Consider the following 13,986-nt stretch of genomic DNA (forward strand, 5'->3'; position numbering starts at 1 on the left):
TGGTTATTTCTTTCACGGCCTCTGGTTCTCATGCAGTTTCATTGCATAAAAAAGAGACATATATTATTATTGGAGAGAACAGAGGAATTGAGGGATACAATCGTCTCTGTCTATCGGAGAAAAAACGCACTGACGAGGCATAATAGTATGAGAGCACGTTCTTCGCCCTCGCTTGCATCCCTGCTCTGGGATGTGGTGCGAGTCGGGGTGCGTTCGTTCTGGCAGAGTAAGGCCAACCCCGCCCGCTCGTTTCTCCTGAAACAGCAGGCGCTTAGCGTCCTCGGGCTGCCCCTGAACGCGACCCCGCAACAGATTAAGCGTCGATATCGACAACTGGCAATGCGCTATCATCCCGATCGAGGCGGTGATCCTCGTCAGATGCAAAGGGTGATAGAGGCGTACAATATCTTGATGAAGGAGTTATCCCCTCACTCTAATAGAGCATAGCCCCGCATTGGTTACAGAAGCGTTTGCCCGGGCGGCAACGCGCCCCACACATCTCGCAAAAGATGGCACCCTGTGGCCTGGCTTGTGGCGTCGGCGGTGGCGTCTGGGGTGATGTGTTTGGCGCCGGAGATGGCGGCTGATTGGGCTGCTGTGGCGCAGGATTCTCCTGCACGGTTTGCACCGTCTTCTGAATCGTTTTGGCCGCTTTCAGCGCGAAGCTGCCGACCGTGCCAGCGATTTTCAGGCCTTTGGCAATGTCGTTCATATCTTTCTGCACGCGATGGGTGGGCGGCAGCATGGTTGAGTCGGAGACCTTCTGAAAGTAGTTTTTGCCGATCTGAAGCCCTTCCCCGTTCCATGAAAGTTGAGCCTGTTCCTGGCGTCCATTGTCGAATTGCATCGAGACAAGCTTTTCCTGCTGTGTATAGCTTCCTTCGTATCTGGTTTCTGGTACGCTATGTGAGATCTGCTGTCCCTGAAGGAATGATTGCGCGGCATTTGCGATGCGGCTGCGATCCTGAACAGTGAGCAGAAAGCGCCCGTTCGGGTAGAGGGTTAACCGATCGATGCGTGACGTGAAGTAGTCCAGTCCCACACCCGAACGATGCTCGCACTCGTATTGTCCTGTGATTGGTTTCATCTGGTGTTACCCCTTATGACGTTTCCTCGCCTGTGGTGGTAGAGCAAAAATGAGTACTCCATCTCACTCCAACTTCACTACAAACTACGCAGAAGAGAGTTCATCGGTTGTGATATCATCTCCGCTGTGGCTCACAAGGTCAGAAAGCAGGCGAGCCTGCTCTAGCTCGTGTTCACTCTCCTGAATCTTGCCAATTTTCAGATAGTGCCTGGCCAGGCGAACATGGGCGCTAATGCGAGCGGAAATACGCTGAGTGTCCGCCAGCTCGCGGGTAGCATTGCGAAATGCCTCTTCTACTTCAGGCATATGGGGATCAATGGCCTCCAGAATGCGGCCCCGTATCGTGTAGGCATCAGCGCGCCGCCGTTTATAGCTGCGTTGTCCGGCTTCTAGCGCGAGATTTGCATACTTGCGGGCCTCATCAAAGCGCTTTTCTTCCAGCGCGATATCTGCGAGCAAGCAGGCCGCGCCAGAGACAACGCTTGCCTCTTCTTTCTGGCGTCGCTGTCCCTCTCGTGTGCTGGCAGGAGGCTGTTTTAGCGTATAGAGCCAGGTATGCAGGATCTCCTGAAGGTGAGCTTGAGCATGTTCATGCTGCCCAAGTGCATATTCGAGCTGGGCGATCTGATGAGTGACAGCCGCCGCGGAGAGTTGATCGTTGATAGCGCAATAGAGAGAGCGGGCCTGTTCTGCGTGTTTGAGTGCGGTCTGAAGGGAGGCCTCTTTGCTCTGGTGTCGTTCGCTTGCTTTGCGAGGGAGACGGAAAGCCTGCGAGGAAGCGAGGAGCGCCATTCCCCAATGGGCCTCAGCCACATAGCCAGAAGGTGTTGAACGATCCATGATATGCAGTGCGGTCCGATAGTGTTCAAGGGCATCCTCAGGTTGCTGAAGCTCGCGACAGGTGCCAGCGAGATGCAAGTGGAGTAGCATGAGATCCTGCCGTTGCTCCTGAGGTAGGAATTTTGGTTCAGGTGGACAAATGCTGAGCGCGTAGATAAAATCCTGTTGTGCCCGCAAAAATTTGCGCTGTTCAAAGAAACATTGCCCCCGTAACGCGGCGAGCCGCCAACGTTGCCGGGGTGGGATCTCTGGTAAGTAGAGATGCTCTAATAATTGAATCGCGGCTGCGATTTCTTTCTTTTGCAGATGGAGCGTGGCCCTTGCTCGGGTCTCTTCAAAGAGCTGGTCAGGTTGAGAGCCTTGATCCTCGGTTTCTTTATTCTGTTGTGCAAGATATTGTAGATCTTCAAGGGGGAGATGTAACCGTTCGGCCAGATACCGCAGGCTGTCCACTGAAGGCTCGATTCTGTTTCGCTCGATTTGTGAGATCAGACTGGGACTGTACTGATTGCCAGCGACCTCTGCTAAAGATAGCTGCAATTGTTCCCTCGCAGCTCTTATGCGACCCCCTAGCGTATCTGGTGATACGTGCTTAGACGGACGAGGCATAAGCCTTTGCCATCCTCCCTGATGTAAGGTTAAGAATAGGTAAATGAGTAAGTATAGAACAATTCAGGATAATTATAATCGAGAAAAAAGAAAAATACAATACCGAGCGAAAACGAGGTTTACATAGATCATCAGTCTAGCAGGCCTATTGAGTTTCTATGTATCAATCCTTTATCATAAGTGGTATCTTTGTCGGTTAGAGCAATGGTGTTGCTGGAGCATCATTTTTTATCGTTTGGCCTTCTACCATGTCTGTACTTGCCGAGGAAAAGTACTGAGATTCCATTTTTGCGCGGGCAGGGAAGAAGGAATGCATAGAACTTATGACCCAAAAAGAAGCCGGGTTATCTTGACTTTCCAGATATTAGACGTTATCCTGATTAGGCAAAAAGCATGATAAAGAGAGGTATAGGGTTTGATGTCTCGTTCCCCAAAAGCACTCCCTCCTGCTCAAGACGAGGTAGGCGCGACTCAGGAGCAGTTTTCATTTTTAGTGGCACAAAGTCCTACCGAACAGAATGGGGAAGCCTCATCTGAAACGGCAAAAGCTTCCCGATCTGAGAAGAAAGGATCGAATTATACGTCTGCCGATATTCAGGTACTTGAGGGCATCGCGGCTATTCGCCATCGCCCGGGTATGTATATTGGCTCGACCTCTACTTCGGGGCTGTTGCACCTGATCTGGGAGGCCCTTGATAACGCTGTAGATGAGGCTGTGGCCGGGTATGGAAAACATATCTGGCTTTCTCTCGATCGTGATGGCTGGGTGACAGTGCGAGACGAGGGACGTGGCTTGCCGTTCGATCCTATGCTTTATCAAGGTGAATATCTTCCTGCAGCGACGGTGATCCTGACTGTACCGCATTCTGGAGGGAAATTCTCTGAAGGCGTGTACAAGACAGCAGGTGGTCTGCATGGTGTTGGCACAACGGTAATTAATGCCCTTTCGGAGCGTCTGGAGTTGACAATCTGGCAAGAAGGGCAGCAGTTTACCCAGACTTTTAGCCGAGGTACCGCGTTGCCGCATCATATCGGGCCCTGTGATCCATCGCTGCACGGAACACAGTTCCGCTGGCTGTACGATCGTTCCGTCTTTGACCCAGATGCCTACTATTCACTGGAAGCGATTATCAGTCGTCTGAAGGCGTCAGCATATTTGAACCGTGGTGTGTCGTTCCATCTGGATGCCTGGGATGAGGCTTCGGGTGAGCAGGTCCAACAGGTCTTCTACTCACGCGAGGGCCTGCCTGATTATGTGCGTGATCTGTCGGAGGGAACCAGCGATCCACTGTTTAAATATGTTATCGGCATTGCAAAAGAGAAGGATGATGTTTCGGTCGAAGTAGCGCTTCAGCCCACATCTGGATATAAGATCGCGCTCTACAGCTATGCGAATGCGGTGCGTACCCGCGATGGCGGTGTACATGAGACGGGCTTTAAGGCGGCCTTAACCAAAGTGGTCAATGATTACGCCTTGAAGTTTGGTGTCATCAAAAATCGTGAAAAAGACGGTTTCAGGCCAGAAGTGATCCAGCAAGGATTGAACGCGGTCATTTCGGTGAAGCTGGTCAACCCTCAGTTCCAGGGGCAGACAAAAGATCGTCTGAATAATGCGCCGGTTGAAGGTATCGTTCGTTCAGTCGTTGACGAGGGGTTGAAAGAGTGGTTTGAACATCATCAGGGACCGGGCAAAGAGTGGCTCAAAAAGATACAGCAGATGCAGAAGGCTCGCAATGAAGCGCTGTTGGTAGAAGAATTGGCGCGGGCTGGCAATAAGAAAAATGGCGAGATGATGGATACCTCGCTGTCCAAGAAGTTTTTACGCTGTAATACCAATGATCCATCACGAGCCGAACTCTTTATCGTTGAAGGTGACTCGGCGGGTGGTAGTGCCGGTCAGGGTCGTTTTTCTGACTTCCAGGCTGTGTTGAAGCTGAAGGGGAAGCCGCTGAACGTCGCGAAAGCCGACCTGAAGAGTATCGTAGAAAATGATGAGATTCGCACGATTATCAATGTCCTGGGAACTGGGACGCGTGACACATTTGATATCACACGCTTGAAGTTTAACCGCGTGATTATTGCAACCGATGCGGATGTTGATGGCCTGCATATTCAATGTCTGTTGTTAACTCTGTTTCACCAGGAGTTTAGTGATCTGATCGAACGCGGCCATGTCTATATTGCTTGCCCTCCGCTCTACTCGGTCAAGTACAGAGGCAAAGTCATCTGGCTGCTGAACGATGAGAGTCGTGAGGAGTTTTTGCGCACGCATCCCGACGCACGGAATATGGAGTTCAAGCGCTTTAAAGGGCTTGGCGAGATGAACGCCAAAGAGCTACGTGAGACAATGTTTGATCCTGCTCGCCGGGTGTTGAAACGCGTGACGATGGAAGATGGCGTGCTGGCTTCCAAGCTGGTCGCAGAGTTGATGGAAGATCGAAATGCTGAGCGGAGACGCGTCTTCCTGGCCGAACATTCTCGTAAAGTGAAAGAACTGGATGTGTAGTGTATGGCTAGTGTCTCGGATAACACAATTGAACCGGGGATTGTTCAAGAAGATTTTTCGGTCATTATGTCGCATGCCTTTGCGACATATGGCCTCTCTGTAGTCACCGATCGAGCGCTACCCGACGCTCGTGACGGCCTTAAGCCAGTTCATCGCCGTATTCTCAGCGGGATGCGGGAGGCTGGCTATCTCTCAAATCGCTCAACGGTGAAGAGTGCCGAGGTAGTTGGGTTGATTCTTGGTAACTATCATCCTCATGGTGATACTTCTGTGTACGATGCTGCTGTGCGTATGTCGCAGCCATTCTCGATGCGCTATCCCTTGATTGAGGGACAGGGCAATATGGGGAGTGAGGACGGCGACGCAGCTGCTGCCTACCGCTATACCGAGATGCGCCTTTCTCCTCTGGCTGAAGCGCTGATGGCCGATATGGAATGCGAAACGGTCCCGCTGCATCCGACCTATAAGCAGGACCCGAAGGTACTGGAGCCGGACTATTTGCCCGGGCGCATTCCACCTATTGTGAATCCGTCGAGTGGGATCGCGGTTGGCCTCTCGACCAATATTCCCCCCCATAACCTGACCGAGGTGTTGCGGGCCTGTATTGCTCTGCTCGATAAACCTGAGATGACGGTTGAAGAGCTGATGACATATATTCAGGGCCCGGATTTCCCGCAGGGAGGCCAGATTATTGGTATCCAGGGGATTAAGGATTACTTTACTACCGGCAAGGGGCGTATTATTGTACGTGCCGATGTGCGGCTTGAGGAGACACCGCGCAGCCGCTCACTGGTAGTGACACAGATCCCGCCGATCGGACGCGATAAGGTGAAAGCCTCGATTATCAAGGCGTTCAATGCGCATAAGCTTGAAGGGCTGATGGCTGATTTGCGCGACGAAAGCGATACCGAGAAAGGCACGCGCATTGTGCTGGAACTGCGCAAAGATGCAGACCCGGCGCAGGTGCTTACTCAGCTTTATCGTGAAACCGATTTGCAGGTAGCGCTTTCATTTCAGATGGTCTTTCTCTTCGGTACTCCAATGCAGCAGGCCCGTCAACCAAAACAAGTTGGTATGCTGGAACTGCTGAACTACTGGAACGAGCATCAGATTGATGTTCTGACGCGGCGCACACAGTTCGAGCTGCGCAAAGCTCAGGAGCGCTTGCATGTGGTTGAAGGTCTGATGATTGGTGCTACCCATGCGGAAGAAATCGTGCGCATCTTTCAGCAATCGGAGGATCGAGCTGCGGCGCGGCGGACAATCGAGGAGCTGTATCAGTTGACTCCCAGACAGTCGGATGTGATCGCCTCGATGACGCTTTCACAGGTTACGCGTCTCGACATCGGTAAGTATCTCAAAGAGCAGGAAGAGCTTCAGCAGCGTATTCGTGAGCGTGAACGCCTGCTTTCAGATCGTCGGACTTTGCTCTCGTTGTTAAAACGTGAGATGCAGCAGTTGATCAAGCGTTTTGGGGATGAGCGTCGCACGGTCATTGATGCTGAAGCCACAATTCACACGCCGATTACCCGGGTACCAAGCCTGCATGAGCGTGAGCCGCTGACCGTTGTGTACACTCGTGGCGGCATGCTGAAGGCGCTTCCGGCGGATACCTATACTCCAAAGAGTAAGCAGCCAGGTGAGCCTGCTGTATATACTCCAGTTCGGAGTGATGAGCAGCTACAGCAGGTAATCGCGACGGCAACCGGTGAATACCTGCTCTGCATCGCATCAAGTGGACGCGTGTTTCAGCTTGCGTCCCATCTGATCCCTTCCTCGACTCGTTCGGGCAAAGGTGAGCCAATCGCCAATCTGCTTGAGTTGGAAGAGGGGGAGGAGATTGTCAGCATTCTGCCGATCAGTTCGTATGAGGAGGAGCGCTATCTTGTTACCTTCAGCGAATATGGCAAGGTTAAGAAGTCACCTCTGAGCGAGTATAAGACGGCAGATGTGGACGGTGTACAGGATATGAAGCTCGCGGAGGGAGATAAAGTCGTGGCTGCGTTGCTCTCAAGCGGACGTGGTGAGTATTTTGTCTCAACTGATTATGGGCAGACGTTGCGCTTCAGCGATGACACCTTCCGCTCACAAGGGCGTGTAGGTCAGGGAGTGGCTGCGATCTCGCTGGCGAAAGGCGGCACTGTGATCAGTGCATCGCATCTGGATGCCGACCAGGCAGAAGCACAGCCAGATCAGTTCAGTATACTGGTTGTCACCGTACAGGGAACTGTCAAAAAGGTGCCGCTCAGCGAGTACCCGCAACGGGGACGCGCGACGGCTGGCGTCGTTACCACTGAGTTGCTTGAGACTGATCGCGTTTTCTCAACAATGCTGGTACATGAGCAGGATCATGTGCTTCTGGCATGGGAGGAGAATGCCCGTAGTAATCAGGTAACCGCTTTACGCATTGCGGATCTGGGGCCGGCGCCCCGTATGCAGGGGGGGATGCAGGTAGCAAATGGACGCGTCCTGAGCGTCGTCAAATTGTAACAGAACCGAGGAAAAGCGCTCTCTGAGAATATCGAGAGCGCTTTTCTTTTCGCATGTATGCTTTTTAAGGGGTAGGAGGAACCTCATCCTGACGAATTTCTTCAATCCGACGCTCCTCCGGGGTTTTCTCGCCTGAGCGAATAACCTCGATGGAACAGCGAGTCAGCAGTGCGCCCAGAACGCCGATAGCTGCAAGCTGCGGTGCCAGCAGAACGCCTGCAACGCCGATAGTCAGCGGGATCTCAAGCAGTGTGTGACCGTCCTGCTTGATAATGACGCGACGGACATTTCCTTCGTGAAGAAGTTCCTTGATTTTTGTGACAAGCTGCTCACCAACGACCTGTAATTCCTCAACACCATAGGTCTTCTGCTCAATATTGGGGTCGGAATTCGGGTTTGTCTGAGTCATGGTTAGCTCTCCTTACTTCTATTTCGACGTATACGGAATGCTCAATAGGAAACGACCGTTTGCTTACTCTGCGCAGAAAGCGTTCGGCTGATTACTGGTGTGAGCTGATTTGTTTACGGATCGCTCGCCAGTGTTGTATGCTGAATGTGTAGCCATGCTATTTTCTTCACGGCTACATCTTATATACGGTAACAGAGGGGAAAAAGTTGAAAAATTTAACGAGGATTTGCTATTTTTTATCCTCTGATTGGTAACTTTGCGTGTAGAAGGAGGTGTGGGATGGCTTTTTACCTTGCAAAAACGGAACCAGGTGAGTATTCTATTTTAGATCTGGAACGAGAAAAGCGAACGACGTGGGATGGCGTGCGCAATCCGCAGGCAGTAAAGGCGATTCGCGCTATGCAGCTAGGTGATGAGGTACTGATCTATCATAGCGGTAAGGAGGCGGCTATTGTCGGTGTGGCAAAAGTGCTTTCAGAGCCTCGCCCTGACCCGAACGATGCGAAAAGCTGGGTGGTTGAGCTTGGCTTTGTTCGTCATTTGACGCGCCCGATTCCCTTGCGGGAAATCAAGGAGTCGCATCTTTTTGATGATTGGAGTCTGGTGCGGCAGAGTCGTCTATCAACGATGCCTGTACCGGAAGAGTTTATCGCATGGTTGCAACAGGGCCAGCCGCTCTGATCACCCCCTGGAAGGAGTGCTTGCGAGATGCTGGATACATCTGCTATTTGGTATGTTGGCGGAAAATGGGTGCATCCCAATGAGGCAACTCTTTCAATTAATGATGTTGCTGTATTGCGGAGCTACTGCGTTTTTGAGGGGTTAAGAACCTATAACCGCCGCCCATTTCATCTACACGATCATCTGGTGCGCCTGTTTCACTCGGCGTCCTTGATTGATCTGGAAGTACCGTATACCCTGACTGAGATTGCGGCTATCATTCATGAGGTGATCGAGCGCAACACGTATACTCATGCCTCGATTCGTGTACTTGTAACCGGCGGTGAGAGCGAGGATGGTGTGTTGCCGACAGGGAAACCAGTTCTAGCTGTGTTAATAACTCCATTGCCTGAGCGAGATATGGAGCGCTTTGAGCGTGGAATCAAAGTCATTACAGCACGGGTAGGGCGTGAGCTACCGGAGGCGAAAACGTCAAATTATGTGCAGGCAATACGAGCTTTGAAAGCGGCTGCACGCCAGAATGCGGCCGACGCTCTATATGTCAATGCAGCAGGCGAGGTGCTGGAGGGAACACGCAGCAATTTTTTTATCTTTCGCGGAGATACCCTGATTACGCCTCGTGAGGGGGTGTTATCTGGGATCACACGAGATACTGTATTGAAGTTAGCTCAGGGACGCTTCGCAATTGAAGAACGACCGATTCTCGTTTCGGAACTACCCGAAATTGATGAGGCATTTCTATCATCCTCATCAAAAGAGATCACGCCTGTTGTACAGATTGATGATCTCGTTATCGGTTCTGGCAAAGCCGGAAAGCGTACATATGAGCTGGAACAACGATTTATTGATATGGTTCAGCGAGGCGATTTTTAAGAGAAACAGCAGAAGGAATGTCTGTCGTAATGGAGAAAGAGACGCGGATAGAAAGAACACGTACATTTGCCTGGGAAGATCCAAAGCGGCTGATGGAGCAGGGAAAAGCCATGAGCGGCTTCGAGTATTTGAAAGCGATTCAGCATGGGACTTTGCCGCCACCCCCCATTGCGTGCTTGATTGGAATGGAACTGGTGGAAGTGGAGGAGGGGCGCGTTGTTTTCACCGGTCGTCCTGCTGAATATCATTATAACCCGCTTGGGACAGTTCATGGGGGAGTGGCGGCGACGCTGCTTGATTCGGCAGTTGGGTGTGCCGTTCACTCGAAGTTACCCCTGGGTGTCTGGTATACGACGATTGAATTGAAGATAAACTATCTACGCCCTTTGACTGCCGAGACCGGAACAGTCTATGCCGAGGGAAAGGTGATTCATGTTGGCGGTCGTATCGCGACTGCTGAAGGAAAACTGATAGACGCTGCAGGTAAACTGTATGCGCATGCAACGACAACGTGTCTGGTGATGCGCTCATAAGCAGACGCTCGCGGTTCTTAGAGAGCAAGTAGGAAGCCTGCTACAATTGACTGTAGCAGGCTGAGGGAGTAAGAGGTGTGATGTTCAGGCGATCTCATTCAGGGACTGTTGTTTTTTTGGACCGCCTAATGCTTTCTGTGCGGCTTCCTTCAGGCGAGCTTCGCTACGTGCGCCAAAGCCCGAGAGCTGGCGGATGCGCTGCTGTTGCGCTGCCCACCATAGTTTCTCTACAGAGTCAATTCCCAGTTCTTCATACAACCTGATGGCAGTATAAGGGCCGACGTGTTCGACATTGAGTAAGGCCCGTACACCGGTTGGCAAAGCAGGAAGACAGAGGCCATTATGAAAGGTCATCACACCTTTCTCCACCAGTTCCCGAATGCGGGTACGCAGGCGGTCGCCGAGTCCGGGTATAGGAAGCGCCTCTCCGCGAGCCAGAATATCTGCTGCGGGTTCTGCCAGGTCCAGGATGCCTCGCGCTGCATTACGATATGCCTGAATACGATAAGGATTGCCTGCCTGACTCTCAAGCAGGTCTGCGATCCCTGAGAGCACTTCAGCTATCTGACGGTTGCTCACCTTAGGTGAGACCTCAGCCTCCGGCTCCATGCCTGGCAAGACCGGCTGTGATGGACGTTTCCCAGAGCGTGCGGGCAGGGATGGGACGATTTGAATTGTTTGGGTAAGCTGGAATATGCTCATATGTTGTACACTAACCTCTTGTGTAGTGGCACTCACTAAAAAGCGTACGAATTACGGTGAAATAAGAAGATCAAAATACGTTAGTGTACGGAGAGATACATTGAAATCGTGTTCTAATTATAGCATAAATCTCTTCTATCGTCAAAATTTCTATTCTCAGAGGCTGCCATAGTGCATTGCGCCTCTTTTCTCTTGCATCCTCTACTCTACTCTTCTTTTTCTTGTATCGAAATTCGGAAATGGAGGTGCTAGAAGCCGAACGGATAGGGTGCGTTATGAGTGTTTGGAGAACCGTTTCTGCGATTATTGCGTAAGCTCAAAGTGAGTGATTCTTTGATGAATGATAGAAAGGTATTGATTGAGTATGTATAGAGGGTTAGAGAAAAAAGAGAGGTGAGGAGTTTTTGTAACTCCTCACCTGTTTGCTGTTAGCGTCGATCATAAGGTGATTCTGTAGAGCGTCTCCGTTGTTCTTCCTCGGTGAGATCACGCTTACTGATTTCGTGTTCTTTTCGCTCGGTTACCGGGGGAATATCGTGTGAATAGGTTTCGGCTGGTACCTGTTTTTCTGAAGGAGTGTAGCCTTCATAGTTGGTTGTTTGTGTCTGCTTCTCGGGTGTATAACCTTCGTAATGAGCAGGTTGCATCTTCTCTGGGGCTGGCTCATTATACTGCGTGTAGTCGGGGCTGCCGAGTGGTGTTCCGCCAGGATAAGCAACCGGGCCTGGTTCTGTAGAAGCGGTATCCATTGGGCGCTGATAAGGCGGTACCTGATTTTCAGGTGTATACTGGACATCGTTCTGATCGGTTTGCTGTACCTCATTATCTGTGCGTACATAGGCCCCGTTCTGGCGCAGAATAGTAAGCGCATCCTGATAGCGGTCACCGGCTTTTACAGTCACAAGGGTTCGACCGGCTTCAATCTCTTCTTGGTAGTATCTGGCTTCATCCGCCGGGATACCCATGTTAGTAAGAGCTCCGATTAGCCCACCGGCGACGGCTCCAATTGCGACACCGCCAAGTGTTGCAGCCAGCACACCACCTGCAATAGCCGGACCAATTCCCGGGATAAGCAAGGCAATGCCTGCTCCAACAACGCCACCGACCACGCCGCCGCCGACTGCACCTGCGGCTGTTGCTGTTGCCTTTGCCTCAGCTCCTGACTCTGTGACTGTATCTCCTGTCTCTGGATTACGTGCGATGAAACCTATCTGCTCGTTTGTGAAACCTGCATTCTGAAGCTGTTCAATAGCATAATCGGCCTGAGTACGGTCGGTAAACACGCCGACGACTGTAGTGCGAGTATACATACTAGCCCTCCTTTCAGCCTGGTATAAAATCGCGCTGCCCACAGGCTAGAGCGAATAAGAATGTTCTCTTTTGAAACTATTCTAATGTCCATCTTCGGTTCAAATGTTGTATCCCTCTGGAAATACACGAGTCAGGGAGGAAAAAAGTTGCGTACCCTGGATGATCTCCTGATGCCAGGCGGTTGATAAGGTATTTTGGCCTTGCTTTCTGATATTGTCGCTGGAATACTGCACCGTGTATACTATGTCAAACAGAATGGTTGGTGTTATAGAGTAATGATTGTTGCTCAATAACCAAATCTGTGATCCTGTTCTTTCCCGACACCGGCCGGTCGGTTTCTTTATTTGTTTTGCAAATTTGCATTCTCCATACTCTCAAAGTAGAAGGAATTCCATGTCTGAAGCGTATAACGTGTTGATTGTTGGAGGAGGGCCAGCGGGCCTTACTGCGGCAGAAGCCGCTGCATCTAAAGGGGCGCGAGTTGTTGTCCTTGAGCGTCAGAATGAAATAGGGTACCCCATTCATACCAGCGGAGGTAGCTGGATAAGCGACATGAAAGCGCTTTCTGTTCCCGAGCATCTTTATCACCCTATTCACAACGTTGTGTTTGTTTCTCCTGACCGTGAAGTCAGTTTCCATTATGATACTGCGCTTGCCTGTGTGGTTGATATCCGCGGATTATACCAGTATCTGGCGACAAGAGCGATAGCAGCGGGTGCCGAAATTCGGGTACGTCATACAGTGGATCAGGTATTGAGCGAGGGCGAGCGCATCGTTGGCGTTACGTATAAAAATCATGTCAGCGCGCGAAGCAGCTTGTATGCTGATGTCGTTATTGATGCAAGTGGATTTTCGCGTCATGTTGGCGTACGTACCGAGATGGGCTCGGCCTTCCATCGCTATGGCTTTGGTGCGGAGTATGATTTGTACGCTCCGGCTTATCCTCAGGACACTGTGTACTTAATTATGGGAAGTATCTATGCCCCTCAGGGCTATGCATGGGCTTTCCCCAGAGGAAATGGAAGAGTTCGGCTTGGCGTTGGTGTGATTCATCCTGATAGTGATGAGGATGCTCGCCCTTATCTGAACAATGTCTGGAATATGCCACAACTGAAGGAGAAGTTGAAGGGAGCCAGTCCGATTGAGTATCATACGGGACTGTTCCCTGCTGAACGGCCTGTAGAGCGTTTCTCGCGTTCGGGGCTCTTGCTTGCTGGTGATGCTGGCTCTCATGGGTCAACTCTGGTTGGAGAAGGAATTCGTTTCGCGATGTACTCTGGGCAGATGGCTGGCGCTGTCGCTGGAGATGCTATCAAGGCCGGTGATAACTCAGCTGAGTTCCTTAGCCGCTTTGATAGACAGTGGCGAGCCCGCTTTGGTCGTGATATGGAGATCTCATATCTGGTGAATAAGCATATTGCGGCATTTAGCGATGAGCAGTGGAATGGAGCGCTTGATATGTTGAAACGCCTGACTCCCGCGCAGGTAGCTCAGGCACTGCACTGTGATTATAGTGCCGGGTTATTTATGGGAATGATTGCCCGTAATCCACGACTCCTCAGAAGCGGTGGGAAGCGCTTTTTAGAACTGCTGCTAGAGCGTATTCAGCGACCCGCAACGGCAAATGCCTGAGTGACAGAGGGGAACTGCTGTGCCTGGCTTCCCCTCTGCTTTTTGTTTGTTTGAAATTCCCTCTTGACAAGAGCGAGGGGATGTGCGAGAATACGCTTCGCCGCAGGGAATACGGCTGGCAAGGCCCGCAGCCCGAGATGACGGGGCAGAAAAGGGACTTGACAAGGACGTGTCGATGTGGCATACTAACGAAGCCTCGAACGCAGGTTCGCTCTTGAAGGTCCCAGTGGCGGCCAAACAAGAAGCGCATGCAGTTCTCGCGCCACGGTAAGGTGGCTCTCCACGGGTTCATGATTCCCGCGTGTTGTTTTCG

General features: G+C 51.4%; 12 protein-coding genes. 7 read left to right on the plus strand and 5 right to left on the minus strand.

Going from position 1 to position 13,986, the window contains the following annotated elements; all coding sequences use genetic code 11:
* The first annotated feature begins 147 nt into the window (after positions 1 to 147).
* Positions 148 to 447 (plus strand): J domain-containing protein, encoded by a 300-nt coding sequence (locus KTH_RS30715; RefSeq protein ID WP_170142591.1) that lies wholly within the window; start codon positions 148 to 150, stop codon positions 445 to 447.
* Here the strand turns inward: KTH_RS30715 and KTH_RS30720 are convergent.
* Together KTH_RS30720 and KTH_RS30725 are read right to left on the minus strand one after the other, a co-directional pair.
* On the minus strand, positions 434 to 1,087 hold the full coding sequence (locus tag KTH_RS30720) for a zinc ribbon domain-containing protein (RefSeq protein ID WP_497622695.1): 654 nt from the start codon (positions 1,085 to 1,087) through the stop codon (positions 434 to 436). The two genes, KTH_RS30715 and KTH_RS30720, sit on opposite strands and share 14 nt — an antisense overlap.
* Before the next feature lie 84 nt (positions 1,088 to 1,171).
* Positions 1,172 to 2,536: a helix-turn-helix domain-containing protein gene (locus KTH_RS30725; RefSeq protein ID WP_497622697.1), complete on the minus strand. Its 1,365-nt coding sequence runs from the start codon at positions 2,534 to 2,536 to the stop codon at positions 1,172 to 1,174.
* A gap of 418 nt (positions 2,537 to 2,954) precedes the next feature.
* On the opposite strand from KTH_RS30725, the gene KTH_RS30730 reads away from it, so the two are divergent.
* Together KTH_RS30730 and KTH_RS30735 are read left to right on the plus strand one after the other, a co-directional pair.
* Positions 2,955 to 5,042, plus strand: coding sequence for a DNA gyrase/topoisomerase IV subunit B (locus KTH_RS30730; protein ID WP_111322583.1), 2,088 nt, complete (start codon positions 2,955 to 2,957; stop codon positions 5,040 to 5,042).
* Between the two features lie 3 nt (positions 5,043 to 5,045).
* Entirely contained in the window at positions 5,046 to 7,532 is a 2,487-nt protein-coding gene (locus KTH_RS30735; RefSeq protein ID WP_497622699.1) for a DNA gyrase/topoisomerase IV subunit A, read from the plus strand.
* Between the two features lie 64 nt (positions 7,533 to 7,596).
* On the opposite strand, the gene KTH_RS30740 is transcribed toward KTH_RS30735, so the two are convergent.
* Positions 7,597 to 7,941 (minus strand): DUF4342 domain-containing protein, encoded by a 345-nt coding sequence (locus KTH_RS30740; protein ID WP_174843923.1) that lies wholly within the window; start codon positions 7,939 to 7,941, stop codon positions 7,597 to 7,599.
* A gap of 279 nt (positions 7,942 to 8,220) precedes the next feature.
* On the opposite strand from KTH_RS30740, the gene KTH_RS30745 reads away from it, so the two are divergent.
* From KTH_RS30745 to KTH_RS30755, 3 genes are read left to right on the plus strand one after another with little or no spacing between them, the layout of a single operon-like run.
* Positions 8,221 to 8,622 (plus strand): EVE domain-containing protein, encoded by a 402-nt coding sequence (locus KTH_RS30745; protein WP_497622701.1) that lies wholly within the window; start codon positions 8,221 to 8,223, stop codon positions 8,620 to 8,622.
* A 27-nt stretch (positions 8,623 to 8,649) separates the two neighbouring features.
* Positions 8,650 to 9,495, plus strand: coding sequence for an aminotransferase class IV (locus tag KTH_RS30750; protein ID WP_497622702.1), 846 nt, complete (start codon positions 8,650 to 8,652; stop codon positions 9,493 to 9,495).
* Between the two features lie 17 nt (positions 9,496 to 9,512).
* Complete coding sequence (locus KTH_RS30755; RefSeq protein ID WP_497622704.1) at positions 9,513 to 10,028, plus strand: PaaI family thioesterase; 516 nt, start codon at positions 9,513 to 9,515, stop codon at positions 10,026 to 10,028.
* An 84-nt stretch (positions 10,029 to 10,112) separates the two neighbouring features.
* Here KTH_RS30755 and KTH_RS30760 read toward each other — a convergent pair whose 3' ends face one another.
* Together KTH_RS30760 and KTH_RS30765 are read right to left on the minus strand one after the other, a co-directional pair.
* The gene (locus KTH_RS30760; protein WP_111322636.1) at positions 10,113 to 10,730 is read right to left on the minus strand and encodes a helix-hairpin-helix domain-containing protein; all 618 of its coding nucleotides are present in this window, start codon (positions 10,728 to 10,730) and stop codon (positions 10,113 to 10,115) included.
* Between the two features lie 428 nt (positions 10,731 to 11,158).
* Positions 11,159 to 12,040 carry a hypothetical protein gene (locus KTH_RS30765; protein WP_497622705.1) on the minus strand — a complete coding sequence of 294 codons (882 nt, stop codon included), beginning with the start codon at positions 12,038 to 12,040 and terminating at the stop codon, positions 11,159 to 11,161.
* 394 nt (positions 12,041 to 12,434) lie between these two features.
* Here KTH_RS30765 and KTH_RS30770 point away from each other — a divergent pair, with 394 nt between their 5' ends.
* On the plus strand, positions 12,435 to 13,673 hold the full coding sequence (locus tag KTH_RS30770; RefSeq protein WP_497622707.1) for an NAD(P)/FAD-dependent oxidoreductase: 1,239 nt from the start codon (positions 12,435 to 12,437) through the stop codon (positions 13,671 to 13,673).
* Positions 13,674 to 13,986 lie beyond the last annotated feature (313 nt).

Source organism: Thermosporothrix sp. COM3 (assembly GCF_059696735.1).